Here is a 25862-nt window from a genome sequence, read left to right on the forward strand (position 1 = left end):
CTCACAAAAGCAGTCAGTCGTTGAGCAAGCGCCCGTGCCGCAGCGCTTCGCGCCCCGCCACCTTGGCCAGCCAGAAACCGGGTTGGGCGTAACGCAGCCGCTCAACGGCGAACAACACGCCGCTGGTGCCAGCACACAGGGTGCTGACCCGATCGGATAAGGGATCAATCACTTCAAAAATCGGCTCGCCCTTCTCCACCCAGCTACCGGCCGGACGCAGAAAACTCACCACGCCGGGATGCGGCGCAAACAACAATTCGGTGCCTTCGAAAGGCATGGCCTCACACGCTTCATGCTGCGGCGCCGGCCATTCGTCCGCGATCAGCCCCTGCTCGGCGAGAAACGCCAGGATGCCCTCGGCGTGCGCCTCGGCTTGCGGACGACCGGTGTCGGCCTGACCGCCCAGCTCGAGGGTGGTCGCCAGGCAGGCCAGCGGAATCTGCGCCTGCGGGAACTGGCGCGACAGGCGCAGCCAGGGCAGCGAACAGGCCTCGTCGAACGAACTGCCGCCAGAGTCTTCCGCCAGCAAGCCGACCCGCACGTTCAGATGGGCTGCCAGCGAACGCCACTGCGGCCAATGCTGCGGCAAGGCGTACATATGCAGCGCCGCTTCCGTATCACAGTGCAGGTCCAGCACCACGTCCGCGGTGCAGGCATGACTCAGGAGAATACGCTGCATGCCTTGCAGCTGGCTCGATGGCGCCGGCAGTTCAGCCAGCACATCACTCATGGCCTGGCGAATCATCTGGATATTGGCGTGCGGGTCATCCCCCAGGCACCCTTCCAGGCGGGCCGCGACCGGCACACTCAGCTCGACGAAATCGCGATTGAAGTTCTTGCCGCTGCCGGCCTCGAACCGCCCCTGGTGATTGCCTTGCAACAACTGCCCCAGGCCCATCGGGTTGGCCACCGGCACCAGTTCGATCACGCCGTTCAGCGCGCCCTGGGCTTCCAGTTCGGCCAGGCGCTTTTTCAGCTCCCAGGCGGTGCGCATCCCGGGCAGTTCGTCCGCATGCAGACTGGCCTGGATATAGGCCTTGCGCTCGCCGTGGCCGAAACGGAACACCGAGATCTGCCGCTCGCTGCCCAGGTGGCTCCATGGCAATGCGTGGTCAATGCGTTCCATATCAGTGCTTCCGCGGCGCCAGGTAACGCAGCCAGCGGCCTTCGGCCAGCTTGAACAGGCGCACCAGGATAAAGGTCAGGCACAGGTAGAACACGCCGGCGGTGATGTAGGCCTCGAACGGCAGGTAGTACTGCGCGTTGACCGTACGGGCCGCACCGGTGATGTCGATCAGGGTCACGATGGAGGCCAGACTGGTGGTCTGCAGCATCATGATCACTTCATTGCTGTACTGCGGCAGTGCCCGGCGCAAGGCCGACGGCAGCAGGATGCGGGCATACATTTTGTAGCGCGACATGCCCATGGCCTTGGCCGCTTCGATCTCGCCGTTCGGCGTGGCCTTGAGGCTGCCGGCGATGATTTCGGCGGTGTAGGCGCTGGTGTTGATGGCAAATGCCAGGCACGCACAGAAGGTCGCACTGGACAGCCAAGGCCAGAGGAAGCTTTGACGCACCACGTCGAACTGCGCCAGGCCGTAGTAGATCAGGAACAGTTGAACCAGCATCGGCGTGCCGCGGATCACATAGGTGTAGAGCCAGGCGCTGAGGTTGACGATCGGCTGCTTGGACACCCGCATCAACCCCAGGGGCAGCGCCGCCAGCAGGCCGAAGAACAGCGACAGGGCCAAGAGTTTCAGGGTGGTCAGCAGGCCGCTGAAATACAGCGGCAAGGCCTCATAGATGACGTTGTAGTCGAAGATCATAGATCAGCCGCCCTTACGCCTACCGAGTAGCGCTTCTCAAGGTGACGCAATGCCAGCAACGAGACACTGGTAATAACCAGGTACATCGCCGCCACCGCGAGGAAGAAGGTGAAAGGCTCGCGAGTGGCGTCAGCCGCCTGCTTGGCCTTGAACATCATGTCTTGCAGGCCCACCACCGAAATCAGCGCGGTGGCCTTGGTCAGTACCAGCCAGTTGTTGGTAAAGCCCGGAATCGCCAGACGGATCATCTGCGGCACCAGCACCCGGAAGAACACCTGGAAGCTGTTCATGCCATAGGCCATCCCCGCCTCCGCCTGCCCCTTGGGAATCGCCATGAAGGCACCGCGGAAGGTCTCCGACAGGTAGGCACCGAAGATGAAGCCCAGGGTGCCGATACCGGCAGCCAGCGGGTTCAGGTCGATGTAGTCGTCGTAACCCAGCATTGGCGCGACACGGTTGAGCAGGTCCTGGCCGCCGTAGAAGATCAGCAGGATCAGCACCAGGTCGGGAATCCCGCGGATCACCGTGGAATACAGGTCACCCAGCCACGCCAGCCAGCGCACCGGCGAGAGACGCAGTGCGACCCCGATCAGACCCAGAACGATGGCCAGGGCCATGGACGACAAGGCAAGCTGAAGCGTCAGCCAAGCGCCATCGAGGATGACAGCCCCGTAGCCTTTCAACATGATTCAGGTCCTCGAAAATTGGGATGAAAAAATGGCGCAAACTTCAGAGATTCTGCTGCTTGCGCCATCTCGGACTTGCTGATTCGACGATTTACTGGCCGTAAATGTCGAAGTCGAAGTACTTGTCCTGGATTTGCTTGTACTTGCCGTTCTCGCGAATGGCAGCGATCGCACCGGTGATCTTGTCTTTCAGCGCATCGCCTTTGCGTACGGCGATACCCACGCCGTCGCCGAAGTATTTGCTGTCGGTGAACGCCGGACCGACGAACGCGAAGCCTTTGCCGGCGTCGGTTTTCAGGAAGCCGTCATTCAGCAGGGTAGCGTCTGCCACGGTGCCGTCGAGGCGACCGGCCGCCACGTCCAGGTAGATCTCGTTCTGCGAGCCATATGGCTTGATCTCGGCACCCAGCGGAGCCAGCACTTCACGGGCGAAACGCTCGTGGATCGAACCACGCTGCACGCCGATGTTCTTGCCCTTGAGCTCGGTCAGGCCATCGCTGACCTGGGTACCGGCCTTCATGACCAGGCGCGCAGGGGTGTTGTAGTACTTGCCGGTGAAGTCCACGGACTTCTTGCGGTCGTCGGTGATCGACATGGACGACAGGATCGCATCGATCTTGCGAACCTTGAGCGCAGGGATCAGGCCGTCGAACTCCTGCTCGACCCACACGCACTTGACCTTCATTTCTTCGCACAGGGCGTTGCCGATGTCGTAGTCGAAACCGACGATGCTGCCGTCCGGAGCCTTGGAGGCGAATGGAGGGTAAGCCGCTTCGATACCAATTTTCAGAGGCTTTTCATCGGCGAACGTCGGCAGGGAAAGTACGGAGGACAGTGCCAGGGCGCCAAGAAGCACGAGTTTCTTCATCTTAGGACTCCATCGGTAAAGGGCGAAAACGGCAGAGTGAGCGACAGCCCAATATGCGAATGGGTGGAACCTGATAGCGGTGCTGCGTCCTTGAGGACCTGGCCACGAACCCCATGCGGGTTCCCGGGCAGGCAACGACGAGCGAGTGATCGGCATTCTAACGACAGGCCCGAAGCCGATATTTCCTCAATGCGACAACAAATTACAGAAGCACCGAGAAACCAGGTCGAGCACATTGACAGCTCTTCAAGTTTATGCAAGAGCAAAAGACGGTAAACCAATCTGTGCTGCAAATTGCGGGCCTATTATTCGCAAAGCCTTCTATTCCGGCAAGCGCAGCGTTATGACTTATTTTTTACCGCCCCCGCAAAGGCCCTGAAACAGGGCTTGGCGTTTCTCATTGCCCCGAATCCGGGCAGCGGGTTACACATTCCCCTCCCCCGGTAACATTCAGATACGCCTGATGGACATACCGATATTTATTCGATCGAAAAGCCGCTGCCTGTAGCCGCTGCCGCAGGCTGCGATAAGGCCCGAAGGGCCTTTCAGGGCCTTCAAGAGCGCGTCTCCTGCGGAGCCGATCGCAGCCTTCTGCAGCGGCTACAGGGGAACTGAGTAACGCCCATAAAAAAGCCCCGCCCGGCACAAGGCCGGGCGGGGCTTTCGCTGACACAGGTCCGTCTCAGGCGACGTTCATGGTCTTGTGGGTATCGACCAGATGCTGCACCACGCCCGGGTCCGCCAGGGTGGAGATATCCCCCAGGCTGTCGTACTCCGCCGTGGCGATCTTGCGCAGGATACGGCGCATGATCTTCCCGGAACGGGTCTTCGGCAGGCCAGGCGCCCACTGGATGACATCCGGCGAGGCGATCGGACCGATTTCCTTGCGCACCCAGTTCTTCAGCTCCAGGCGCAATGCTTCGCTCGGCTCTTCGCCACCGTTGAGGGTGACGTAGACATAGATGCCCTGCCCCTTGATGTCGTGGGGCACACCGACCACCGCCGCTTCGGCGACTTTCGGGTGAGCGACCATCGCGCTTTCGATCTCCGCGGTCCCCATGCGGTGGCCGGAGACGTTGAGCACATCGTCCACCCGCCCGGTGATCCACCAGTAGCCGTCTTCATCGCGACGGGCACCGTCACCGGTGAAGTACATGCCACGGAACGTCTTGAAGTAGGTATCGACAAAACGATCGTGGTCGCCATACAGGGTGCGCGCCTGGCCTGGCCACGAATCGAGGATCACCAGGTTGCCTTCGGCGGCGCCCTCGATAATGTTGCCCAGGTTGTCCACCAGCGCCGGCACCACGCCAAAGAACGGACGCGCCGCCGAACCCGGCTTGAGGGCATGGGCGCCCGGCAGCGGGCTCATCAGGGTGGCGCCGGTCTCGGTCTGCCACCAGGTATCGACGATCGGGCAACGGGATTGACCGACATTCTTGTAGTACCAGTCCCAGGCTTCCGGGTTGATCGGCTCACCCACCGAACCCAGCAGGCGCAGGCTGCTGCCATCGGCGCCTGCGCAGGCGGCGTTACCCGAGGCCATCATGGCGCGGATCGCGGTCGGCGCGGTGTAGAGGATATTGACCTTGTGCTTGTCGACGATCTTCGCCACGCGGGTCACGTCCGGATAGTTAGGCACGCCCTCGAACAGCACGGTGGTCGCGCCATTGGCCAGCGGACCATAGACGATATAGGTGTGGCCAGTAACCCAGCCGACGTCGGCGGTGCACCAGTAGATTTCCCCCGGACGGTAATCGAATACGCGCTCGTGGGTCAGGGCCGCGTACAGCAGGTAGCCGCCAGTGGTGTGCTGCACGCCTTTGGGCTTACCGGTGGAGCCGGAGGTATAAAGGATGAACAGCGCTTCCTCGGCACCCATTTCTTTAGGTGCGCAGACGGTACCGGCCACTTTCATCAAGTCTTCGTACCAGATGTCGCGATGCTGGTTCCACTTGATCTGGCCATTGGTGCGCTTGCACACGATGACCTTCTGGATGCTGCTGGTTTCCGGGTTGGTCAGCGCATCGTCGACATTGGCCTTGAGCGGAATCTTCTTGCCCGCGCGAATGCCTTCGTCGGCGGTGATCACCACTTTGGATTTGCAGTCGATGATCCGCCCGGCCAGCGCTTCCGGCGAAAAGCCGCCGAATACCACCGAGTGAATCGCGCCGATCCGGGTACAGGCCAGCATGGCGACCACGGCTTCGGGAATCATCGGCATATAGATAGTCACCACGTCGCCGCGGTGCACGTCCTGGCCACGCAGGGCGTTGGCGAACTTGCAGACCTGCTCGTGCAGTTCGCGGTAGGTGATGTTGCGGCTTTCGGAAGGATCGTCGCCTTCCCAGATGATCGCGATCTGATCGCCGCGCTCGGCCAGATGGCGATCCAGGCAGTTGTAGGAAACGTTGAGGGTGCCGTCGGCAAACCATTTGATATCGACATGGTGATCGTCGAAGGAGGTCTGCTTCACCGTGGTGAAAGGCTTGATCCAGTCGAGGCGCTTGGCTTGCTCGCGCCAGAAGCCGTCCGGGTTGACGACCGACTGCTGGTACATGGCCTTGTAGGTCGCCTCGTCAGTCAGCGTGTTGGCCGCAACCTCGGGACGAACGGGATACAGAGAAGCCGCACTCATCTTTCTTACCTCGGTGACATAGTTGTTGTTGTATGACCCCGTTGTAGCCGGGGCGGGCCTATAGAACCATTCGACGATGGTAGTAACAACCCCCAGCCGATCCCCCTGAAAAGTGCTTTACCCCCTCTATTACGGGACTTGCGGTAGTTTCTGCGGTAAGTAGAAGACCGCTGCCAGGCCGCTGGGGGTCGTTTTTACCGGGATTGTTACAAAAACCGTCAATAGTGTTTATCAAAAGCACGCCTGTATAGCGCCTACTCAGGCGCCTAAAATCAACCTCGCCAACAAGGCAATGTGATTAACCAAGTTACAGCCCCCACGAAGGCAGTTAATCCAGACTTCTACTCAAGTTCCACACGCAGCCCCACAAAGGCTGCGTGACCCCACACGACCTTAGAAAGGTGAAATCAAAATGAAAGCTTTATTAGTTCTGGCCCTCAGCAGTCTTTGCGTTACAGCAATGGCCGACGAGATCCCGACTGATGTCGCAAGCCAGCAACCAGCAGTAGAGGAATACTCTTACTCGTCCGACCTGGACATCGCCAAAGTTATATCCATGAGCGAAGTTCCAAATGTATGCGAAGTTGTACCTGCACGTATGGAATATGAAGACTCGAAAGGTCTGCGGCACATTCTGCAATACCGCGTCATGGGTAACGGCTGCTCTAACGGCTGATACTAAAGTTGCTCTTCAAGTTCCAACAATTGCCGGCCGCAAGAGATCTTTCTTGCGGCAAAGATGGCCAGATGCACAGCTGAATCCAGACTGGTTGCAAGCCATCGCCCAATGCAGTGCGACCACGGCTTTCGCACTCCCCTTTTTCATCTGTCGAGCCACCTTGCAGGGAGCGTTTCCGTATCGCCCCAAGGGGCTTGATGATGGTCCGAAAATGCCTTCTCGAGCATCAAGAGCGACCTCGGGTGGCAACCCGGGACAGTAGTGTTTCAAAGGTCAAGAATTGATCATCCAACACAAGATGTAGTGGCAAAAGCGTTTTTTTGCTTATTTTTTGAGCAAAATATACGACTGACAATTTGTACCGTGAATTGAACACAATCCTGTCTACCAAAGCCCACGACCTTCCCTGTAAGCCATGTACTACAGGGCTTGCAGAGCATTGCGCGAAAAAGCCAAGGCCTCGGATCGCTTCCAGGCGGCAAAAAACCGCAAAACCGGGTGAAAAAAAATCTTTGCCGGCCAAAGCCTTGTAAACCCTCGCTCCGCCGCGATCACGCCCCTCGCCAACCGAATCGTGAGCCACTTCGTCGCACCACAGCGGCAAAAAAATCCCTATAATGCGGCCTTAAAACGGGCCTGCAATATTCCCTTACAGGGATAAACAGCCAATCCGAAGCCAACGCAGGAGTCGACTCGGTCCTCTGCGCCCATAACCGCCTCGGAACTCCCGTACATATTTTTGTTTATTGCCTGCGTTAGCTGCCGCAACAAACGATTCCTTAAGATCCAACGCGGCCAGTTCGGCCGTGTGAAAAGCCAACCATCAGTTTTCACACGGGCATCTGGCCCTCACGCAGGAGACGACACGTCATGCTGAGCTGGGACGAATTCGACAAAGAAGAAGGCGAAGTCACCGTTAAAGGCGCCAACGCCGGCCACGCTGCCGAAGCTGCCATGGACAAACTCGACAGCGCCGGTGGTGCCGCCGCTCTCGAAGCCCGCGCCGTAACCGCCAGTGATTCCGCTGCCGTTGCCCGTGCCAAGGCATCCCTGGACCAGCTCGACATCGCCGAAGGCCTGGCCGAGCTGGAAGGTGCTTCCGCCCGTGTCGCCGTCGATGAAAAGCGCATGATCAACTGCCGCGCCGACCTCAACCAGCTGGTGCCATTCAAATACGACTGGGCCTGGCAGAAGTACCTGGACGGTTGCGCAAACCACTGGATGCCGCAAGAAGTCAACATGACCGCCGACATCGCCCTCTGGAAAAACCCGGAAGGCCTGACCGACGACGAGCGCCGCATCGTGATGCGTAACCTGGGCTTCTTCTCCACCGCCGACTCCCTGGTTGCCAACAACCTGGTACTGGCCGTGTACCGCCTGATCACCAACCCGGAATGCCGCCAGTACATCCTGCGCCAAGCGTTCGAAGAGGCGATCCACACCCACGCCTACCAGTACTGCATCGAATCGTTGGCCATGGATGAAGGCGAGATCTTCAACATGTACCACGAGATTCCATCGGTCGCCAAGAAAGCGGCCTGGGGCCTGAAGTACACCCGTTCGATCTCCGATCCGAAGTTCGAAACCGGCACCGTCGACACCGACAAGGAACTGCTGCGCAACCTGATCGCCTACTACTGCGTTCTGGAAGGCATCTTCTTCTACTGTGGCTTCACCCAGATCCTGTCCATGGGCCGCCGCAACAAAATGACCGGCGTCGCCGAGCAGTTCCAGTACATCCTGCGCGACGAATCCATGCACCTGAACTTCGGTATCGACGTGATCAACCAGATCAAGATCGAAAACCCGCACCTGTGGGATGCCGAGATGAAGGAAGAAGCCACCCAGATGATCCTCCAGGGCACCCAACTGGAAATCGAATACGCTCGCGACACCATGCCGCGCGGCGTACTGGGCATGAACGCGGCGATGATGGAGGACTACCTCAAGTTCATCGCCAACCGTCGCCTGTCGCAGATCGGCCTGAAAGAAGAATACCCGGGCACCACCAACCCGTTCCCATGGATGAGCGAAATCATGGACTTGAAGAAAGAGAAGAACTTCTTCGAGACTCGCGTGATCGAGTATCAGACTGGCGGCGCGCTGAGCTGGGATTGATTCCGAGCTCCTGCCCTGTGCCGATCTCGATCTGAATCGGCACAACGAAAGATCAAAAAAAGCCCTGACTTGCTCAGGGCTTTTTTATTGAGACCCGGTATCCCCGACTCCAGGCAAATCATCCAACCCGGAACTCAATCGGCGGAGACCAGGACACCACGAATCTCCTTTTTCACCGCCTCGAAATCCGCCGCCGCGCGGGGATCGTCCAGCAGCCGGGCCGCCAACACCGCGGCACTGATCTTTCCGCCCTCCAGGTCGCTGGGGAAATGCACACCGGCGATGACCCGGCTGTCGGCATTGATCTGTGCGCGGCTGAACAACTCGCTGCGTTTCTCCGGCAGCGCCATGCTCAGCAAGGTGGCATTGAGATAACCATTCATCGAGTGACCACTGGGGTAGGAATCGCCCTCCGGTGGCGGCAATACTGGCTTCACCAGTGCCGAGGCTTCGTAAGGGCGCGGCCGACCATAGCTGTGCTTGGCCGGCATCAGGAATTGCACCAGGTCTTCCTGGGCCCGCCGGAAGAAGGCCCGGGTCAGGGGCAAGCGCTCAATGCTGAAACCGGCGCCGAGGGATTCCCTGGCGAAGTGGAACACGCTGTCTTCCCATTCATCATCCTGCTGGACCCGGCTCACCTGAGCGCTACTGCGTGCTGCCTGGGCCGCCAGCACGGCTGTCAAATCGCTTTGTTGCAACGATGAATCAACAGTTGGAGGTGGTGGCAGGTAGTCAGCCAACCGGAACTGATTGGCCGGCAGATAAGGCAAGGCTGCCTGTTCCGCCAGGACGGCCCCGGTGCCGGACAGGGCCAGACAAAACAACAATGAACGCGCAAGAACAGGCATATGGAGGTCCTCGTTATTGTGAGGGGAAAAGCCGTCTGGCTGGTTCCCACCGGGCCTTCATTCATGAGGCCGGCGCCTTCTTATCGGCCATTTGTTCGAGGCTTACTTGTCCCTCCTTGCCAAAGGTGTGACGTTCTCTGCCAGGACTGTTCAAGACACCTAAGCTTTTGTTTTTACAAGCTTTAACTCGTAGGAATCGTCTCTATATGGTGAGAGTTTTGTTAATTAGAACTGTAGGAAATTTCATGCCCCTCATGCAGCCGCCATGACCTGGCAAGACTCAGGAAGGCTGTCAGTTTGATTGGTCCCGACGGGGGATTTTTCGTGAGCACGCCCGCCCTACCAAGGGCGTGGTTGGAACGGGGTCATGGCTTGTTCTGTTCCAGCGGACGCCAGTCGAAATGCTGCCGTTCGCCGACGCCATTGAAGTCGACGCGATAGGTGTGTTGCTTGCCGCCGATATCGCAGACGCCGATCAGATCGTGGTTATGCTGTTCGCGCGGCGGTGGCGTCTGGATACGCACGGTACCGTGGCAGTTTTCGTAATTGCAGGGCGCGGTATTGCGATACAGCAGGTAATCGCCACTTTCATCACGCTCGACCCAACGCCCATCGATGAATCGGGCCTGGTCGGGCGCAATGCTGGCGGTGGCCATCTTGCGCTTGCCGTTGCACAGCATCACCCCGCCCATGGCGGCGGCCATGATGAGGTAGGCCAGGATCCGCGACTCCACATTGAAGTAGGAAAGGATGCCCAACGCGTCGGCCAGGATCGACATGACCGAAAGCGCCAGCGCCGGCAGCGATAGAAAAAACGCCACCGCGCCTTTGATGACGCTGCCCCGGCTAACCCGCTCGACACTCCTGGGATCGATGACGAACTGAATGCTGGTGCGTTCAGGCGCCTGATTCTGGGCAATGTTGATGTGGTTGGCATCACCAATGGAGCCGATATTGATGCGATTACCGTCAGACATGAACCTGAGCCTTTTCCGGTGATGAGTGGAACGTGCTACCTACAAGGTTATGCCGAGATCAGCGCCCATGCTTGAAAAGATCAGTGCACTCCACTGCGCCACCCGCTATTAATAGCCTTCTTCACTCAAGGACCCGAGCCCCCATGAAATTCGACACCGCCTACTGCATCAGCCTCGACGACAAGCTGTCGATCTATGACGTGCGCGATCTGAATTTCGACGAGACCATGGCCTTCGACTCAGCCAAGGAACAATTCCAGTGCCCCAACGATGCCTGTCGCGCCACCTTTGCCGCTGACAATCAGTTGGGGACCTTCAATGCCAAGAACGTCAATTACATCCGCACCCCGCATTTCAAGAACCTGCCTGGCACCCGGCATATCGAAGGCTGCCCGTATGGCACCAGCAGGACGCTGGCAGCCGGGGTGGAGGGTACGCCGGACGAGGATGATCGGGAGGAGCACTTCCCATCGGAATTGCTGCTGGCCCGCCGCGAATATGTGCGCAAGCCCGCCAGCCCGGCAGCGGATAGCGATACGCCAGGAACTGCCGCGCCAGCCCCCTCCTCCAGCCCGCGCACGCCAGCCCCGGCTCAGGCCGGCACCCCAGACAAGACCAGTGTCTTCGCTCATCCGGTGGAGTGTTTTGTGTCGAATATCGACGACAAGGAGCTGCTCAAGCGCATGCCGCTGAAGATCGGCGAACACACGGCGTCCTATGCCTCGTTCTTCAAGAAGATCGAATACCTGCTGGACAACAAGGGGTTGATCTACTGGGGCAAGATCAAGGAGATCAAGGACTACACCCAGAGCTTTCGCATCGACTTCGAACAGAAGGTCTGGTTCAAACAGGCGGACGAGACGAAAAAGAAGCCCTACTCGGTCAACGTCTACCTGAGCAAAAAACTGATCGAGAGCTACCGCAAGCGCAAAGCCTTCCTCGAAGAGATCAAGCATGCGATCGACAGCGAACAAGAGCTGTATTGCTTCTTTTATGGCGTGACCCCGGAGCTGAAACAGGTGCCAAGCAAAAAACACCCCGAACAGACGTTCGGGGTATTCAGCGCCAACATCGAGAACCTCGACCACTTCATCATTCGTGAAGCGCCGGGGTTGGCGCTGGGCTAACCCTTAGCGAACCAGCATGCCGAGCATTACCAGCACCAGCAGGCCGATATACACCCGCGCATGCAGCCGGTCGGGAATGCGCCCGATCCACGGTGAGGCCAGGCACATGCCCAGCAATGAGCCGAGGGTCAGCACGGCAAACGCCAGCAGGTCGATATAGCCGATAAACCAGGGGCCCAGATCGAAGCGACTGAAGCCGGCCATGGCCATATAGGTCAAGGCCCCGGCCAGGGCTACCGGCACGCTCAGCGGGTTGGCCATGGAGGTGGCCTGGGTCATGCTCAAGCCACAACGGCGCAGCAGGGGCACGGTCATCACACTGCCGCCGACACCCAGGAAGGTAGCAATGGCCCCGATGCCCAGGCCTCCGGTGTTTTCCAGTCGCCCCAGGCAGCGCGGCGCACGGGTGTCGCTCTGTTCAAGAAAGCCACGACGCATCAGGCAATCGGCAATGGTCAGCGCCAGGTAGGCGATAAAGGCGTAGCGCATCGCCTCACCACTCACCGCCATTGCCAGGACCGCCCCCGCTATAGCTCCCAGCCCGATGTAGCCACCCAGCGGCCACAGATAATGTCGAATCAGGTTGCCCGCGCGGCGGTGTTTGCCGGTGGCCATCAGCGCGTTGACGATCATCACGCAGGTCGAGGTGGCGACCGCTATATGCATGGCCGACTGAGCGACGGCATCGTCAGCGCCATGGCTGCTCAGCAACATGCGATACAGCAGCGGCACCACCACAAAGCCGCCGCCAAAACCGAACAGCACCGAGCTGATCCCGCTCATGCAGCCGAACACCGCCAGCCATAGATAAAACATCGAAGGGTTCTCCGTTAGCAGAAGACCTCGACGATAGAGCGCCAGGGCTTGGCCGGCCTTAGCAAGTTAGCCAATACTATTTGCATTCACGCCAACCCGCGGACGCCGACGCCATGCGTAACACTTCGATCGACCTGCTGGATCACACCCCACGCGCCGTGGTGGCGATCGGCACCGATTACCCCCAGGGCCACCTGTTGCCGAGCCACAGCCATCGTCGCGCGCAACTGTTGTATGGCGCCACCGGGGCGATGCAGGTCAGCACCACGAATGGCCGCTGGGTGGTGCCGCCACAGCGTGCGGTATGGATTCCGCCCCGGGTGGCCCATGAGGTGCTGATGCTCGGGGTCAGTACCCGCAGCCTGTACATCGAACCGGCGGCCATGCCGGCCCTGAGCGATGAGTGCCAGGTGATCAGCGTGTCGCCACTGATGCGCCAGTTGCTGATGGAGGCGGTGGATCTGCCGCTGGCGTACGACGAGAACGGACGCGACGGTGTGCTGGTCAGCCTGTTGTTGCATGAACTGAGCCGTACCACCCGCCTGCCCCTGCACATTCCCCTGCCCGAAATGCCACGCCTGCTCACCCTGTGCCAGGCCTTCCTGCAACAACCCGATGCCCACCAGTCTCCCGAGCAATGGGCGCAACAGCTGCACATCAGCCTGCGCACCTTCAACCGCCTGTTCCGCGAGCAGACCGGCATGAGTTTCGTCCAGTGGCGCCAGCGCGCCTGCGTGGTCAGGGCCTTGCCCCGACTGGCCGCAGGCGAGTCGGTGACGCGAATCGCCCTCGATTTCGGTTATGACAGCCCCGCCGCCTTTTCCACCATGTTCCGCCGGGTAGCGGGGCAAGCGCCCAGCGCCTACCTGGAAACCGGGGGCATAGCGCCGGGACAAGACTTGTCACGAAGACGTTGAGGCGATCGGCAAAATGAGTTTGATCCGGGAGCAAAACAACTGTACAAATAAACAGTACTTTATTGACTCATTTTCACCCGCTTCCGGAGAAATCCCATGGCCTCACTCGCGATGAAAGTCACCCTGGAACGTATCGCCCTCTTCCAGTTCACCCCAGAACACTGCATTCAGGCCCGCGCCATGCTGGGGTGGAGCCAGGAACAGCTGTCACAGGAATCCGGCGTCTCGATAGCCGCCATTCACCGCTTCGAGGCGGGCGGCGAATTGCTCGACGTGACCCGACTGGCCCTGGCCTTTCGCCTGGAAGCAGAAGGCCTGGTGTTCTTCCCCGGTTTCGCTCCGGGGCGTGGCATGAACATCAAGGGTGCGACGCCCAACCCGATGGAACGGCCCGACTACGCCATGATCGAGTGATCCAGGGCGCTCAATACCTCTTCCTGTAATGCCTGCACCGAGTGGTGAGTGGCATCGAGGCGGATTACCGGGCAGCTCAGCCCGGTGATCCAGCTCTCATGCCGCCGCAGGCTGCGCGTACCTTGGCCACCCGTGTCGTAGCCAGCCGCCCAGGCAAGAAAGGTTTGAGTCGCGAGATGGCGTTCGCCGCCCTCATGGATCTGCTCGCCGTAACGCTGAAACTCGCGCACCCGCAAACGCTGCAGGCGGACCTCGGGGTCCAGGCGGAGGAAAATGGCATGGGTGAAAGCCTCAATCATCGGGTCGCCCCAACCGCACAAGGAGCCGGACAACACCCAGCTGTCCAACCCGGCCACCTGCTGCCGCAACAGCTGGATGCGCTCGTCCCGGGGACGGCGCAGGCTGAAAGGCTGTTCGCTGGGGCGCCAGAAGAAGTTATCGGAATCGAAGTGGGCAATACCCAAACGCTGGGCCAGCACCTGGCCCAAGGTCGTGGTGCCGGAACCAGACGCGCCAAACAGATGAAGCCGATAAGCCATCACCAGGTCCGTCGAGGGTATTGGGGGAGTTCTCTAGATACTCCCCAGGCCCGGGCACGGCAACCTGGCGATAGCCGGGCTCGGGGAGTAGCCGATGAAGGGTCTACAGATCGCTTGCCGTTACCTGCTCGGCCATGGGGTCGACCTCCACCCACCAGGCGTGCCCCCGCTGCGGGTGCGACAGGTTGAAGGCCTCGCCCATCTGCGGCGTGGCAATGGCGATGCTGCGTTCCCAGGCCAGCGAAAGGATACGGTCAAACGGTTCGTACCAGGCATGCATCGACAGGTCGAACGTGCCGTTGTGGATGGGTAACAACCAGCGGCCCTTCAAGTCGATGTGCGCCTGCAGGGTCTGCTCAGGCTGCATGTGCACGCCCGGCCACTCGACGTTGTAGGCGCCGGTTTCCATCAGGGTCAGGTCGAAAGGGCCGTAACGCTCGCCAATCCGCTTGAAGCCGTCGAAGTAACCGGTGTCACCGCTGAAGAAGATCCGGCTGTCGCCATCGATCATCACCCAGGAGGCCCACAGCGTGCTGTTGCCATCGAACAGGCCACGGCCGGAGAAATGCTGGGACGGCGTGGCGATAAGACGAATGCCATCGACTTCCGTGCCTTCCCACCAGTCCAGCTGACGCACTTTGTCGGCCGGCACACCCCACTTCACCAGGGTATCGCCCACGCCCAGGGGGGTGAGGAAATGGCGGGTCTTGTCCGCCAGCTTGAGCACGGTCTGGTGGTCCAGGTGATCGTAGTGATCATGGGACAGGATCACCGCTTCGATCGGTGGCAATTGCTCCAGGCTTATAGGCGGCTGGTGGAAACGTTTGGGACCGGCCCATTGCACCGGCGATGCGCGTTCGGCGAATACCGGATCCGTGATCCAGAACTTGTCATGCAGCTTCAACAGCACCGTCGAATGCCCCAGGCGGTAGACGCTCTGGTTCGGCGCCGCCAGCAGCTGTTCGTGGGTCAATGGCTGCACCGGGATGGCCCCGACCGGGCGGGTATTACGCGGTTTGTGGAACAGCATGCGCCAGAAAATACCCAGCGTCTTGCCCAGCCCGGCGCGTCGTACCGGCGTGTGATTACGGAACGCACCTTGTTCCTGCAGGGACGTTTCGGGACGTGAGGCGCTGTCTGCACGGGAAGAGAGAGTGGCCATGAATCAGTGACTCCAAGGAACCCGAAAAGGCTCCGGTGATTCTCTGCGGAACGACAAAGGCCAATGCACGCAAGCGTCAGCCGACCATCGTTTTTTCTGTCATTAACTACACTGCACAGTGTAGTTTTTTCTAGATTGCAACAAACCCGGGACTAAGTAAACTGCCCCCGGATAACTGCCAACGACCGCCATCGAACCCAACTTATGACAGCTCCCAAGCGCCTGACCGACCTCAAACGCGAAGCCATCATCCAGGCGGCGATCACCGAATTCCATGCCAGCGGGTTCGATATCACCAGCATGGACAAGATCGCGGCAACCGCCGGAGTGTCCAAGCGCACGGTGTACAACCACTTCCCCAGCAAGGAGGAGTTGTTCACCGAGATCATGCATAAGTTATGGGCAAGCATCAGGGCGCGGGCGGACATTCTTTACCACCCCGGATTAACCCTGCGTGAACAGTTGCGGGAATTGTTGATGGCCAAGCTGCAACTGCTGGCCGATGACAACTTCCTCAACCTGGCGCGGGTCGCCATTGCCGCGACCCTGCATTCCCCCGAGCGCGCCCAGTACATGGTGGCGCGCATGGGCGAGCGTGAAGAAAGCCTGATGGTGTGGATTCGCTCGGCCCAGGCGGACGGCCGACTCAAGCCCCTGGACCCGGACTTCGCCGCCCAGCAACTCCACGGCATGCTCAAGGCGTTTGCCTTCTGGCCACAGATCACCATGAACCGGCCGCCCCTCAAGGAAGACGAACAGCAGCGCGTCGTCGAGTCCACGCTGGACATGTTCCTGGCCTGCTATCAAGCCTGATTCCCTTCTCCCTCGATTTGCTCCGACAGCGGATCTGCCGACCGCCATGACGTGCACCGAGTGCTCTGCAATGGGCATTTGCGTACGCTCGTTCCACTAAATGGCCTGCAAGGACACTGATTATTCTTGTTGGAATAAATGACAATATTCGCCGCCTTGCCCAATGAAGGGTGACGGCCAATAAAAACACCACAAAGTGTTTCAAACCCGGGCTCGCGCAGAAATTTATGGATAACCAACAAGGCAAAGGGCTGTCGTTTGCCAAACGTATTTACCTGCCCAGGATCGTCGGGCTGGGGATTGGCAGCCTCAGCGTATTCGCCGGGTTGTACCCGGTGCCGCAACCGACCTGGGTTTGGCTGTTCCTGCTGTTCAACGGTTTTATCTGGCCGCACCTGGCGTACCTGATCTCGAGCCGCGCGGCCTTCCCCTACCAGGCCGAACGCCGCAACCTGCTGTGCGACTCGCTCTTCGGTGGTTTCTGGGCGGCGGCGATGCAGTTCAATCCGCTGCCCACGGTGACCATTCTGGCCATGATGGCAATGAACAACGTCGCGGCCGGTGGCCTGCGCCTGTTCATCCATGGCTCCATGGCCCAACTGAGCGGGGTACTGCTGTCGTGGTTGCTGCTCGGTCCTGCCTTCACCGGGGATGCCACCCAGCTGCAGATCTACGCCTGCCTGCCGATGCTGACCCTCTACCCGATGGCGGTGGGTATGGTCTGCTACCGGCTGGCGATCAAGCTCTCCGAGCACAAGCGCACCCTCAGCGCGCTGAGCCGCACCGACAGCCTGACCGGCCTGCTCAACCACGGCGCCTGGAAAGACCTGCTGCACCTCAAGTTCACCAAGTGCCAGCAGCAACGCTGTCACGGCACCATTGCCTTGATCGACATCGATCACTTCAAACACATCAACGACAGCTACGGCCATATCCTCGGCGATGCCGTGCTGCATCAATTGAGCCGGGACCTCAAGCTCAACCTGCGTCAGGACGACCTGGCCGGGCGCTATGGCGGCGACGAGTTCTGCGTGATCCTGCCGACGACCTCTATCCAGCAGGCCCACGAAGTGATGGAACGGCTGCGGCAAGTCTTCAGCAACTATCGCCATCCTGGCGTTCCACAACTCAGGGTCAGCCTGAGTATCGGCCTGGCCGCCTGGCACCCTGGGCTGCGCGATGCCGCAATGTGGCTCATGGAGGCCGACAAAGCCCTGTATGCCGCGAAAAACACCGGGCGCAACAAAGTCGCCGCCGCCAGTCCGGTAAACGACACCCTCCGTGCCGACCGGCCCTTGAAAAGTTATACAAAAATGTAAAAACCCAACATTTTGTACAACTTTCACGAACACCACTCCGAGCCAAGCCGGCATAATGCCGCTATGCGGTTATCCCAAAAAAGCCGAGCCGGCCATTCTCGACCGTGCAACATAACCTCCCTAAATTAACTCGCAGGCCCAGCGTCTCACCTCAGACGTTGAGCAAGGATACGCTCCGGACAGGGTCGTGCCCTTCCAAGGGTTATCTGCCAGTCATGGAATGCTGGCATTGAGCAGACAAGGCCGAGGCTCCGGGGCTATCGGCATGCAGGCGCAGACAACAGGGACTGACTCCAGGTTTTTCCCACTGAGCACCAGCCATCATGTTATTCAACCGCCATAACAAAACCATCGACGCCTTGCACCACACCATCGTCCAGCAAGCCAGCCTGCTCGAGGCCATCGACCGTTCGATGGCAGTGATCGAGTTCGACCTGGAGGGCACGGTCCTGCGGGCCAACGACAACTTCCTCAAGACCATGGGCTATCGCACAGAGCAGGTCATCGGTCACCCCCATCGCCAGTTCTGCAACGCCGAATTCACCCGCGGCAATCAATACCGCGAGCTCTGGACGCGCCTGAAAAACGGCCAATTCCAATCGGGGACCTTCGAGCGCGTCAATGCCCAAGGCCAGCCGGTATGGCTGGAGGCCAGCTACAACCCGATCAGGGATGCCGACGGCAAGGTCTTCAAGGTGGTCAAGTACGCCCTCGACGTCACCGAGAAAATCCAGCAGGAAAGCGAGTCCAGGGGCAAGCTGCACGCCATCGACCGCGCCATGGCGGTGATCGAGTTCAACCTCGACGGCAGCGTCATCACCGCCAACCAGAACTTCCTCGATCGCCTCGGCTACAGCCTTGCCGAACTCAAGGGCAAGCATCATCGGATCTTCTGCAAACCCGAGCTGGCCAACAGCAATGCCTACCAGGACTTCTGGCGGCGCCTCAACCAGGGCGAGTTCTTCAGCGGGCAGTTCGAGCGCGTCGACAAACGTGGCCAATCGGTATGGCTGGAGGCCAACTACAACCCGGTGTACGACGCCGCCGGGCGCCTGTGCAAGGTGGTGAAGTTCGCTTCCGACGTGACCGCGAGGGTGGAGAAACACGCCCAGGACGCCCAGAGCGCGACCCAGGCCTACCACATCTCGGTAGAAACCCGGCAAGTTGCCGAACAGGGCACCTCGGTGATCCAGCAGGCGGCCAACGAAATGCGTCAGATCGCGGCCAACATCGAAGACTCCTCGACCCTGATCGCCAAGCTCGGCGAGCGCTCCGAGCAGATCACCGCCATCGTCAACACCATCCGCGCGATCGCCGAGCAGACCAACCTGCTGGCGCTCAATGCCGCGATCGAAGCCGCGCGTGCCGGCGACCAGGGCCGCGGCTTTGCCGTGGTCGCCGACGAAGTCCGGCAACTGGCCGCCCGCACCAGCGGCTCGACCGCGGAAATCTCGGGGATGATCGACATGATCCAGCACGAAACCCAGCAGGCCATCAAAAGCATGGACGGTACTCGGGACCGGGCGGCCAAGGGCGTGGACCTGGCGGATCAGGCCGGCACGGTGATCCTGCAGATTCGCGACGGTGCCAGCGAGGCGGTACAGGCGGTGAGCATGTTCGCCAACGAGCGCGCCACGCTCTAAAGCGGCGTTTATCAATCAACGGTGTCGACGCCAGGGAAGGCGTCGGGCAACGGGCTATAGTGACCGGCAGTCCCATCGCCCGAGTCCGCCATGAACCCGACCCCATCCGAAACAGCCTCAGCCGCCCCTGTCGACCACCTGCGTTTCCACCGTCCCCACGCCCATCTGGCCCCGACCTTCGGCACCGACCGCTTTGCCCTGAAGGCCGAAGCCTTCGCCCGCTTTTTCGGCACCCCGACCTTCCTCGGCGCACAAACCCTGATCGTGCTGGTCTGGGTCGGACTCAACCTGAGCGGCGTCACGCACTTCGACGTCTACCCGTTCATCCTCCTTAACCTGGCCTTCAGCCTGCAAGCGGCCTATGCCGCACCGCTGATCCTGCTGGCCCAGACCCGTCAGGCCGCACGCGACAAAGCCCAGACCGACGCTGATGCCCAGCACCGCGAAGCCATCGCTATCGCCAACAGCGAACGCCAGGCGCAAGCCGCGCAACACACCGCGCAACTGCTCGAACTGCTGGAGCAGAATACCCGCCTGACCCAGATGACCAAACAGCTGAGCGAACGCATCGAAAGCCTGACCTCGGACATGCACCAGCACGTCCTACACAAGGCCCCGCCCCAGGCATGACTCACTGTGGCGCGCGCAGGCGCTGGCTCAATTCGTCGAACAGCGTCACCACCGCGCGCAGCGCCCGGCAGTCGGCCCGGGTCAGCAGCCAGAGCGTAGTGTCGCAACCCGGCAGCGGGTCGCTCAGGGGTTGTAAGGCGGTGGCGTCATCGAGCAGGAAATCCGGCAGCACCGCCACCCCCAGTCCGGCCTTCACCAGTTCACTGACCGCCAGCATGCTGTTGCAGCGATAGCCCGGCACCACGCCGGGCAATGCCTGCCGACGCCAGGCCACTGTGGCGTGGTCCGGGAGGAAATCGTCCGGGGCGATCCAGGTCAGTCCGGCCAGATCCGTCGCCCCGACCGACTGCCGATAGCTCGGGCTGGCACAGACCCGGTAAGACACCGCCCGCAACTGCCGGCCCACCAGGTGCTCCGGCGGCGTGCGTGTCAGGCGCAGGGCCAGGTCGGCGTCGCGCCGGCTGAGGTTGGCGAAATCATTGGAGGTGCTGAGCTCCAGGGCCAGTGCCGGATAGCGCGGCATGAAGTGAGCCAGCGCCGGCAACAACAGGCCCTGCAGCACCGAATCGGTACAAGTCAGGCGCACCGTGCCGCTGACCACCGCGCCGCCCTGCTCCACCCCGATCTGTGCCGCGTCCAGTGCCTGTTCCGCGCGTTCGGCCTGCTCGGCCAGGGTGCGGGCCAGGCCGGTGGGCAGGTAGCCGGCGCGGCTCTTGTCGAACAGCTGCTGGCCCAGCGCGGCCTCGAGGCGACGCACCGCACGGAACACCGTGGACACATCGACTTTCAACAACGCCGCCGCGCGGGCCAGGGAGCCACCGCGCACCAGGGCGAGGATCAGCGACAGGTCGGGGTAGTCGAGACGATAGTGCGTGGCTGCATTGATCACTTGGATAAACGCCAATATTGAATGCGTGAACGCCAATCTATAGTGACGGCCAGCAACCGACAAGCGTTGGCCCTACTGGGAGAAGTCCATGCCGCACATCGCACGTCCGCCCATCCTGCACATCGCCCTGGTGGGCGACTACGACCCTCAGGTCACCACGCACCAGGCCATTCCCCTGGCCCTGGAAATGGCCGCCGAGGAAACCGGCCTCAAGGTGCACTACCGCTGGCTGGCCACCGACAGCCTGACCAGCGACGCGCCACTGCAAGCGGTCGACGGCATCTGGTGTGTGCCCGCCAGCCCCTACCGCTCGATGGACGGCGCCTTGCGGGCGATCCGCTTTGCCCGCGAGCAGCACCGCCCCTTCCTCGGCACCTGCGGCGGTTTTCAGCACGCGGTGCTGGAGTACGCGCGCAACGTGCTGGGCTGGGCCGATGCCGAACACGGCGAAACCCATCCCGAGGCCGAGCGCGCCTTGCTCACGCCGCTGACCTGCGCCCTGGTGGAAGCCACCGACAGCATTCACCTGTGCGCAGGCAGCCGCATCGCCGAAGCCTATGGCGAGCACCAGATCAGCGAAGGTTATCGCTGTCGCTACGGGGTCAATCCGCAGTTCGCGGCGCAATTGCTCGAGCACGACCTGCGCCCCAGCGGCTACGACTCGGCCGGCGATCTGCGGGCAGTGGAACTGCGCGACCAGCGGTTTTTTGTCGCCACCCTGTTCCAGCCGGAACGGGCAGCGCTCAAAGGCGTCGTGCCGCCCCTGGTCAGCGCCCTGCTCGCCGCTTGCCTGGAGCGTCACGCATGATCGCCCATACCCCCGAGGCGCCCTATTACGCGGTGATTTTCAGCGCCCAGCGCCGCGAACCAGACCCGGCCTACGAGCAGATCGCCGAACGCATGGTCGAACTGGCGCGACAGCAACCGGGGTTTCTCGGCATGGAGTTCGCGCGTAACGAGGAGGGCTTCGGCATCACGGTCTCCTATTGGCGGGACCAGGCCTCGATCCTCGCCTGGAAGCAGCAGGCCGAACACCGCATCGCCCGCGAACGCGGGCGCAGCGACTGGTACGCGGCCTGTCACACCCGGGTGTGCAAGGTCGAACGCGCCTACCTGTTCGAACGCTGAGACCTGATCGCGAGCCCAGCCACCGCGCATCCCGGTTATTGCGCCGCCGGCAGCAGATTGCGCACCGCCGAAATCTCCGGCAGGTCGGTGCGGCGCATGTACACGCGCAAGGGTTCGCTGATGTTGATGCGGTCATCGATGTTCTGTTCCAGCAGCAACTGGATCAGCTCGCGCTTGAGCACCATGACCTGGCCCTCGGCGCTGGCCCAGACGAATTCGCTGGCGGGAGTGATGGCGTCGTCGGCGACGTCCATGCCGAAGGAGTCTTCGCTGAAGCGCACGATGTGCTGGCCGCTCTTGCGGTTGAAACCGACAAAACCCTTGAGCTGGTCGGCGGCCTGGCAGATGAGTTCGGATGTGATGCGCATGGTAAACCTCACTGAGTGTCCCGAAGGACAGGTGATCGATGGTTTACACGCCAGGCAAGGGTGGAAATGTTTTCGCGCTTCCCTCTGACGGGGAAACTTCAGGGCGCAAGCGTACTGCAAAGCACCCCACAAAAGCGTCGGAAAATTTGCCGCAGGTGCAGATTTATGTCGGTTTCGCGATAGCACAACGGCCATTCAATTGTTAAAAGGTAGTCCTTTGAAAATCGCCCTCCACGAAAGGACCTCGACCATGCCTGCCACCTTCACCAAAAGCGCCCTGATGCTGAGCCTGATGCTTGGCCTGGGCCAGGCACAGGCCGCCAGCCCAAGCCCCACCGCACTGGCTGTCAGCCAAGGCATTCCACACCCTGCGGTGATCGCTCACCGGGGCGCGTCCTTCGATGCACCGGAGTCCACCGCCGCCGCCTACAAACTGGCCCGCGACCTGGGCGCCGACTACCTGGAAATGGACCTGCAACGCAGCAAGGACGGCGTGCTGTTCGCCCTGCACGACAACAACCTGCAGCGCACCACCGACGTCGCCAGCAAGTTTCCCGAGCGCAAGGACAGCCCGGCCAACGCCTTCACCATGGCCGAGCTGAAAACCCTCGACGCCGGCAGCTGGTTCAACCAGGCCTATCCCGGCCGTGCCCGTGCGAGCTACGTCGGCCTGAAGATCCTGACCCTCGACGAAATCATCGACATCGCCCAGAGCAACCCGCATCACAAGCCCGGCCTGTACATCGAGACCAAGGAGCCCCAGCAGTTCCCCGGCATCGAGCACGACCTCAAGGAAAAACTCCAGGACCGCGGCTGGCTCAGCCCGGCCGGCTCCAAGCTGGCGAAAAGCGACCTGGCGGTAGGCCAGGGCAAAGGCAAGGTGGTGTTGCAGACCTTCGAGAAGAGCAGCCTGGAACTGCTGCAGAAAGAAATGCCGAAAGTGCCGAAGATCCTCCTGCTGTGGATCGGTGAAGGCGGCATGCAGCCCAAGTCCGACGTGACCTTCGCCAACAGCGGCGAGAAGGACAAGGCGGCCTACTACGCCAAGCAGGAGCCCAAGGACAAGGCCGAGTTCGAGCAGTGGGTCAGCTACGCCAAGGCCCAGGGCGCCATCGGCACCGGCCCGTCGGCGGCACTGACCAATGGCGGCGACCAGAGCTACTTCGACCTGGTGCAACCCTGGATGAACCAGTTCACCCACGACCAGGGTCTGCTGGTGCACGTCTACACCATCGACGAGCCGGTGGACTTCAAGAAGGTCCTGGACTCCGGTGTCGACGGCATCTTCACCAACCGCGCCGCGGAGCTGCTCAAGTACGTCAAGCGCCCGGCCAGCGGCAGCGTCAGCCAGTTGCTCGAGGCCAACGGCTACTGAGCCCGTCGCCGTGCGCACGCCCGAGTGGACAGGCCAGCTGTGGCTCGGGCGTGACTACGGACTGATCCAGGGCGAGCTGGGGCGTACCGCGCCCCACGCCCACTACGCCCATCAACTGATCCTCGCCCCCGCCGCACCGGTCACCGTCAGCCTCGACGGCCTGCCCTGTACCGCCCGACAGGTGTTTATCCCGGCCATGCAACGGCATGCCATCCTCGACGCACCCGGGACCCTGTTCACCCTCTACGCCGAACCGCTGACGATTGACGCCCAGGCTCTGCAAGACAGCCTGCTGGGTGTCGAGCTGACGCTGCCGGCACTGACCGAGGCGCTGCGGCATTGCCCGCGCCGTATCTTGCAGGACCGACGGATCGAAAAGGCCCTGGCCGCCCTCGACCGACAATTGGCAGGCAAGGTCTCGGCCAGTGCTCTGGCAGCCCACGCGCACCTGTCCCTGAGCCAGCTGGAACGGCTGTTCAGCGGCCAGCTCGGCTTGCCGGTGCGGCGCCTGGTGCTGTGGCGGCGCCTGCGCCTGGCGATGGGCCTGGTGCTGGCGGGCCAGGCCATCACCGAGGCCGCCCATGGCGCTGGGTTTGCCGACTCCGCGCACTTCTCCCGCACCCTGAAAACCCTGTTCGGCGTCACCGCGCGCCAGGCCCTGCAACATATCGAACTGCACCTGCTGGACTGATTCAACGGCGCAACGGCAAGGGCACCGGCGGTTCCTCATGCACGGCTTGCCTGCTGAAGGGGGCCAGCAATTGTCGCCAATACGCCTGCGGATAATCCGGCTGGCTGCCGATGCCCAGGTCGCCCTGGCGGATCGGGTAGGCCGAAGAATAAAACGCCGTGCCCAGCAACCAGTCCCAGACATTCAGGAACAGGCCGAAATTCACATTGCCGGCGGTGCCGTACTTCATGTGGTGAAAGCGGTGCATCGGCGCCCAGGCAAACACCCAGCCCAGGGGACCGGGGCGCATGTCGACATTGGAGTGCTGCAACAGCAGTTGGATGGCAATGGCAAACGCCAGCAGTTGCGCCACCTGCAACGGGATTCCCAAAAACAGCAGCGGCAATAGTCCGGCGCTGGCTTCCAGCAACTGATGCAGCGGGTGCTTCATCAAGCCGTTGAAGCCATACAAGCGCTGCACGCTGTGATGCACCGCATGCAGGCGCCACAGCCAGGGCAGCCGATGGCTGAAGTAATGTGCCAGGGTCAGGCCGCAGTCGGCGATGACCATCGCCAGCGCCAACTGCGCCCACAGCGACCAGCCGCGCGGCCACAGGCCATCGAACGCCAGCAGGCTCACCAGCCCCGGCAACAGCAGCAACCCCAGGGCGTTCAGGCTTTCATTGACCAGCGCGTGCAACACGTCGCGCAAGCGATCCTGTTGCGGGCGGTTCCAGTCCACCTCATAGGGCAACCACCACTCCGCCAGAAAGGACACCCCGAGCGCCCCGGCGAACACCAGCAGCAACCAGCCCGGGGCCAGCCCCGGCGTGCCCATCACCCACACGCCAGCGCCGATGAAGCCGGCGAAAAACGCGGGACCGTACAAACCTTTGATCATTGCTTTCATCACTGCCTCTCCTGTTCGAGAGCACAGCTTGAAAGACCCGAGGGCCACGGCGATTGAACAAACGGCGCAAAACTTGCGCTGAATTAAGGGTGAATTAAGTTGTACCGGCTAACCTGAACCCACTTAAACGAATCACCCCAAGGAAAGACCCTATGAAAACGTTGACTGCCCTGTTCGCCGCTACCGCCCTGACCCTGACCGCCGGCCTGGCCCAGGCCGACGTGCGCCCGGACCTGATCCCGGGCCTGCTCAAGGCCGGCACCATCATGGACCTGGAAAAACTCAACCAGGCAGCACTGGCCGAACACCCTGGCACCACCGCCGCCAACATCACCGACACCGAGCTTGAGCAAACAGCGGCCGGCGCCTACGTCTACCAGGTGGAACTGCGTGACGCCAAGGGCGTCGAGTGGGACGTCGACCTGGATGCCAAGACCGGCAAGGTCCTGAGCAACAAGCAAGACAAGTAATTCTTCAGGACAAAAAAAGCCGAGCGGCCGAA

At 61.2% G+C, this 25862-nt stretch carries 26 protein-coding genes and 2 pseudogenes; 15 read left to right on the top strand and 13 right to left on the bottom strand.

The genetic code is table 11. The features are described from left to right. Nucleotides 1–13: 13 nt before the first annotated feature. The 5 genes from CXQ81_RS24790 to acs form a co-directional block, all read right to left on the bottom strand. Entirely contained in the window at nucleotides 14–1126 is a 1113-nt protein-coding gene (locus CXQ81_RS24790; RefSeq protein WP_101338820.1) for a succinylglutamate desuccinylase/aspartoacylase family protein, read from the bottom strand. 1 nt (nucleotide 1127) lies between these two features. Next, nucleotides 1128–1826, bottom strand: a complete 699-nt coding sequence (locus tag CXQ81_RS24795; protein WP_007921542.1) for an ABC transporter permease — start codon at nucleotides 1824–1826, stop codon at nucleotides 1128–1130. Next, entirely contained in the window at nucleotides 1823–2512 is a 690-nt protein-coding gene (locus tag CXQ81_RS24800; RefSeq protein WP_007921541.1) for an ABC transporter permease, read from the bottom strand. The genes CXQ81_RS24795 and CXQ81_RS24800 overlap by 4 nt, the downstream gene beginning before the upstream one ends. Nucleotides 2513–2603: 91 nt before the next feature. Continuing rightward, on the bottom strand, nucleotides 2604–3380 hold the full coding sequence (locus tag CXQ81_RS24805) for an ABC transporter substrate-binding protein (protein ID WP_007921537.1): 777 nt from the start codon (nucleotides 3378–3380) through the stop codon (nucleotides 2604–2606). Nucleotides 3381–4062: 682 nt separating this feature from the next. Next, nucleotides 4063–6018 carry an acetate--CoA ligase gene (gene acs, locus CXQ81_RS24810; RefSeq protein WP_007925196.1) on the bottom strand — a complete coding sequence of 652 codons (1956 nt, stop codon included), beginning with the start codon at nucleotides 6016–6018 and terminating at the stop codon, nucleotides 4063–4065. A 412-nt stretch (nucleotides 6019–6430) separates the two neighbouring features. On the opposite strand from acs, the gene CXQ81_RS24815 reads away from it, so the two are divergent. After that, nucleotides 6431–6694 carry a DUF2790 domain-containing protein gene (locus CXQ81_RS24815; protein ID WP_081002338.1) on the top strand — a complete coding sequence of 88 codons (264 nt, stop codon included), beginning with the start codon at nucleotides 6431–6433 and terminating at the stop codon, nucleotides 6692–6694. 873 nt (nucleotides 6695–7567) lie between these two features. Beyond that, nucleotides 7568–8815 (top strand): ribonucleotide-diphosphate reductase subunit beta, encoded by a 1248-nt coding sequence (locus tag CXQ81_RS24820; RefSeq protein ID WP_101338821.1) that lies wholly within the window; start codon nucleotides 7568–7570, stop codon nucleotides 8813–8815. A gap of 134 nt (nucleotides 8816–8949) precedes the next feature. Here CXQ81_RS24820 and CXQ81_RS24825 read toward each other — a convergent pair whose 3' ends face one another. Further along, nucleotides 8950–9663: a phosphatase PAP2 family protein gene (locus CXQ81_RS24825; protein WP_101338822.1), complete on the bottom strand. Its 714-nt coding sequence runs from the start codon at nucleotides 9661–9663 to the stop codon at nucleotides 8950–8952. Between the two features lie 365 nt (nucleotides 9664–10028). Then, a complete protein-coding gene (locus tag CXQ81_RS24830; protein WP_007925190.1) occupies nucleotides 10029–10640 on the bottom strand; it encodes a phage holin family protein in 612 nt (203 codons plus the stop codon). Between the two features lie 143 nt (nucleotides 10641–10783). Here CXQ81_RS24830 and CXQ81_RS24835 point away from each other — a divergent pair, with 143 nt between their 5' ends. Next, nucleotides 10784–11767: a hypothetical protein gene (locus CXQ81_RS24835; RefSeq protein ID WP_101338823.1), complete on the top strand. Its 984-nt coding sequence runs from the start codon at nucleotides 10784–10786 to the stop codon at nucleotides 11765–11767. 3 nt (nucleotides 11768–11770) lie between these two features. Here CXQ81_RS24835 and CXQ81_RS24840 read toward each other — a convergent pair whose 3' ends face one another. After that, complete coding sequence (locus tag CXQ81_RS24840) at nucleotides 11771–12583, bottom strand: sulfite exporter TauE/SafE family protein (RefSeq protein WP_101338824.1); 813 nt, start codon at nucleotides 12581–12583, stop codon at nucleotides 11771–11773. A 113-nt stretch (nucleotides 12584–12696) separates the two neighbouring features. Between CXQ81_RS24840 and CXQ81_RS24845 the strand changes: the two genes are divergently transcribed. Both CXQ81_RS24845 and CXQ81_RS24850 read left to right on the top strand, forming a co-directional pair. After that, nucleotides 12697–13500 (top strand): helix-turn-helix domain-containing protein, encoded by an 804-nt coding sequence (locus tag CXQ81_RS24845; protein ID WP_101338825.1) that lies wholly within the window; start codon nucleotides 12697–12699, stop codon nucleotides 13498–13500. Between the two features lie 96 nt (nucleotides 13501–13596). Beyond that, complete coding sequence (locus CXQ81_RS24850) at nucleotides 13597–13914, top strand: helix-turn-helix transcriptional regulator (RefSeq protein ID WP_007925185.1); 318 nt, start codon at nucleotides 13597–13599, stop codon at nucleotides 13912–13914. Here CXQ81_RS24850 and CXQ81_RS24855 read toward each other — a convergent pair. Together CXQ81_RS24855 and CXQ81_RS24860 are read right to left on the bottom strand one after the other, a co-directional pair. Beyond that, entirely contained in the window at nucleotides 13896–14453 is a 558-nt protein-coding gene (locus CXQ81_RS24855) for an AAA family ATPase (RefSeq protein WP_101338826.1), read from the bottom strand. The two genes, CXQ81_RS24850 and CXQ81_RS24855, sit on opposite strands and share 19 nt — an antisense overlap. 103 nt (nucleotides 14454–14556) lie before the next feature. Beyond that, nucleotides 14557–15615 (bottom strand): MBL fold metallo-hydrolase, encoded by a 1059-nt coding sequence (locus CXQ81_RS24860; RefSeq protein WP_101338827.1) that lies wholly within the window; start codon nucleotides 15613–15615, stop codon nucleotides 14557–14559. 204 nt (nucleotides 15616–15819) lie between these two features. Between CXQ81_RS24860 and CXQ81_RS24865 the strand changes: the two genes are divergently transcribed. The 5 genes and pseudogenes from CXQ81_RS24865 (at nucleotide 15820) to CXQ81_RS24880 (ending at nucleotide 20020) form a co-directional block, all read left to right on the top strand. Then, nucleotides 15820–16428 carry a TetR/AcrR family transcriptional regulator gene (locus tag CXQ81_RS24865; RefSeq protein ID WP_101338828.1) on the top strand — a complete coding sequence of 203 codons (609 nt, stop codon included), beginning with the start codon at nucleotides 15820–15822 and terminating at the stop codon, nucleotides 16426–16428. A gap of 227 nt (nucleotides 16429–16655) precedes the next feature. After that, complete coding sequence (locus tag CXQ81_RS24870) at nucleotides 16656–17747, top strand: diguanylate cyclase (RefSeq protein ID WP_101338829.1); 1092 nt, start codon at nucleotides 16656–16658, stop codon at nucleotides 17745–17747. A gap of 323 nt (nucleotides 17748–18070) precedes the next feature. Then, a pseudogene (locus tag CXQ81_RS31810) lies at nucleotides 18071–18838 on the top strand (PAS domain-containing protein); the annotation flags it as partial. Nucleotides 18839–18952: 114 nt separating this feature from the next. Continuing rightward, nucleotides 18953–19390, top strand: a pseudogene (locus tag CXQ81_RS31815) (methyl-accepting chemotaxis protein); the annotation flags it as partial. A 90-nt stretch (nucleotides 19391–19480) separates the two neighbouring features. Beyond that, nucleotides 19481–20020 carry a DUF1003 domain-containing protein gene (locus tag CXQ81_RS24880; protein WP_101338831.1) on the top strand — a complete coding sequence of 180 codons (540 nt, stop codon included), beginning with the start codon at nucleotides 19481–19483 and terminating at the stop codon, nucleotides 20018–20020. 1 nt (nucleotide 20021) lies between these two features. Here CXQ81_RS24880 and CXQ81_RS24885 read toward each other — a convergent pair whose 3' ends face one another. Beyond that, complete coding sequence (locus tag CXQ81_RS24885; RefSeq protein WP_371860912.1) at nucleotides 20022–20915, bottom strand: LysR family transcriptional regulator; 894 nt, start codon at nucleotides 20913–20915, stop codon at nucleotides 20022–20024. Between the two features lie 82 nt (nucleotides 20916–20997). Between CXQ81_RS24885 and CXQ81_RS24890 the strand changes: the two genes are divergently transcribed. Continuing rightward, nucleotides 20998–21717, top strand: coding sequence for a CTP synthase (locus CXQ81_RS24890; RefSeq protein WP_101338832.1), 720 nt, complete (start codon nucleotides 20998–21000; stop codon nucleotides 21715–21717). After that, the gene (locus CXQ81_RS24895) at nucleotides 21714–22037 is read left to right on the top strand and encodes an antibiotic biosynthesis monooxygenase (RefSeq protein ID WP_101338833.1); all 324 of its coding nucleotides are present in this window, start codon (nucleotides 21714–21716) and stop codon (nucleotides 22035–22037) included. The genes CXQ81_RS24890 and CXQ81_RS24895 overlap by 4 nt, the downstream gene beginning before the upstream one ends. Nucleotides 22038–22072: 35 nt before the next feature. Here CXQ81_RS24895 and CXQ81_RS24900 read toward each other — a convergent pair whose 3' ends face one another. After that, nucleotides 22073–22405 carry a DUF2025 family protein gene (locus tag CXQ81_RS24900; protein ID WP_007925175.1) on the bottom strand — a complete coding sequence of 111 codons (333 nt, stop codon included), beginning with the start codon at nucleotides 22403–22405 and terminating at the stop codon, nucleotides 22073–22075. A 250-nt stretch (nucleotides 22406–22655) separates the two neighbouring features. Between CXQ81_RS24900 and CXQ81_RS24905 the strand changes: the two genes are divergently transcribed. Both CXQ81_RS24905 and CXQ81_RS24910 read left to right on the top strand, forming a co-directional pair. Further along, nucleotides 22656–23780, top strand: coding sequence for a glycerophosphodiester phosphodiesterase (locus tag CXQ81_RS24905; RefSeq protein WP_101338834.1), 1125 nt, complete (start codon nucleotides 22656–22658; stop codon nucleotides 23778–23780). Between the two features lie 10 nt (nucleotides 23781–23790). Then, complete coding sequence (locus tag CXQ81_RS24910; protein ID WP_101338835.1) at nucleotides 23791–24471, top strand: helix-turn-helix domain-containing protein; 681 nt, start codon at nucleotides 23791–23793, stop codon at nucleotides 24469–24471. 1 nt (nucleotide 24472) lies between these two features. Here the strand turns inward: CXQ81_RS24910 and CXQ81_RS24915 are convergent, their stop codons facing one another. After that, a complete protein-coding gene (locus CXQ81_RS24915) occupies nucleotides 24473–25360 on the bottom strand; it encodes a sterol desaturase family protein (protein ID WP_101338836.1) in 888 nt (295 codons plus the stop codon). A gap of 152 nt (nucleotides 25361–25512) precedes the next feature. Between CXQ81_RS24915 and CXQ81_RS24920 the strand changes: the two genes are divergently transcribed. Next, a complete protein-coding gene (locus CXQ81_RS24920; RefSeq protein WP_007925169.1) occupies nucleotides 25513–25830 on the top strand; it encodes a PepSY domain-containing protein in 318 nt (105 codons plus the stop codon). The last annotated feature ends 32 nt before the right edge of the window (nucleotides 25831–25862 follow it).

The sequence above is a fragment of the Pseudomonas sp. 09C 129 genome, assembly GCF_002843625.1.
Taxonomy (GTDB): domain Bacteria; phylum Pseudomonadota; class Gammaproteobacteria; order Pseudomonadales; family Pseudomonadaceae; genus Aquipseudomonas; species Aquipseudomonas chlororaphis.

Coding starts and splice junctions, on each gene's coding strand:
- CXQ81_RS24790 (WP_101338820.1), bottom strand. CDS start 1,126: ATGGAACGCATTGACCACGCATTGCCATGGAGCCACCTGGGCAGCGAG.
- CXQ81_RS24795 (WP_007921542.1), bottom strand. CDS start 1,826: ATGATCTTCGACTACAACGTCATCTATGAGGCCTTGCCGCTGTATTTC.
- CXQ81_RS24800 (WP_007921541.1), bottom strand. CDS start 2,512: ATGTTGAAAGGCTACGGGGCTGTCATCCTCGATGGCGCTTGGCTGACG.
- CXQ81_RS24805 (WP_007921537.1), bottom strand. CDS start 3,380: ATGAAGAAACTCGTGCTTCTTGGCGCCCTGGCACTGTCCTCCGTACTT.
- acs (WP_007925196.1), bottom strand. CDS start 6,018: ATGAGTGCGGCTTCTCTGTATCCCGTTCGTCCCGAGGTTGCGGCCAAC.
- CXQ81_RS24815 (WP_081002338.1), top strand. CDS start 6,431: ATGAAAGCTTTATTAGTTCTGGCCCTCAGCAGTCTTTGCGTTACAGCA.
- CXQ81_RS24820 (WP_101338821.1), top strand. CDS start 7,568: ATGCTGAGCTGGGACGAATTCGACAAAGAAGAAGGCGAAGTCACCGTT.
- CXQ81_RS24825 (WP_101338822.1), bottom strand. CDS start 9,663: ATGCCTGTTCTTGCGCGTTCATTGTTGTTTTGTCTGGCCCTGTCCGGC.
- CXQ81_RS24830 (WP_007925190.1), bottom strand. CDS start 10,640: ATGTCTGACGGTAATCGCATCAATATCGGCTCCATTGGTGATGCCAAC.
- CXQ81_RS24835 (WP_101338823.1), top strand. CDS start 10,784: ATGAAATTCGACACCGCCTACTGCATCAGCCTCGACGACAAGCTGTCG.
- CXQ81_RS24840 (WP_101338824.1), bottom strand. CDS start 12,583: ATGTTTTATCTATGGCTGGCGGTGTTCGGCTGCATGAGCGGGATCAGC.
- CXQ81_RS24845 (WP_101338825.1), top strand. CDS start 12,697: ATGCGTAACACTTCGATCGACCTGCTGGATCACACCCCACGCGCCGTG.
- CXQ81_RS24850 (WP_007925185.1), top strand. CDS start 13,597: ATGGCCTCACTCGCGATGAAAGTCACCCTGGAACGTATCGCCCTCTTC.
- CXQ81_RS24855 (WP_101338826.1), bottom strand. CDS start 14,453: ATGGCTTATCGGCTTCATCTGTTTGGCGCGTCTGGTTCCGGCACCACG.
- CXQ81_RS24860 (WP_101338827.1), bottom strand. CDS start 15,615: ATGGCCACTCTCTCTTCCCGTGCAGACAGCGCCTCACGTCCCGAAACG.
- CXQ81_RS24865 (WP_101338828.1), top strand. CDS start 15,820: ATGACAGCTCCCAAGCGCCTGACCGACCTCAAACGCGAAGCCATCATC.
- CXQ81_RS24870 (WP_101338829.1), top strand. CDS start 16,656: ATGGATAACCAACAAGGCAAAGGGCTGTCGTTTGCCAAACGTATTTAC.
- CXQ81_RS24880 (WP_101338831.1), top strand. CDS start 19,481: ATGAACCCGACCCCATCCGAAACAGCCTCAGCCGCCCCTGTCGACCAC.
- CXQ81_RS24890 (WP_101338832.1), top strand. CDS start 20,998: ATGCCGCACATCGCACGTCCGCCCATCCTGCACATCGCCCTGGTGGGC.
- CXQ81_RS24895 (WP_101338833.1), top strand. CDS start 21,714: ATGATCGCCCATACCCCCGAGGCGCCCTATTACGCGGTGATTTTCAGC.
- CXQ81_RS24900 (WP_007925175.1), bottom strand. CDS start 22,405: ATGCGCATCACATCCGAACTCATCTGCCAGGCCGCCGACCAGCTCAAG.
- CXQ81_RS24905 (WP_101338834.1), top strand. CDS start 22,656: ATGCCTGCCACCTTCACCAAAAGCGCCCTGATGCTGAGCCTGATGCTT.
- CXQ81_RS24915 (WP_101338836.1), bottom strand. CDS start 25,360: ATGAAAGCAATGATCAAAGGTTTGTACGGTCCCGCGTTTTTCGCCGGC.
- CXQ81_RS24920 (WP_007925169.1), top strand. CDS start 25,513: ATGAAAACGTTGACTGCCCTGTTCGCCGCTACCGCCCTGACCCTGACC.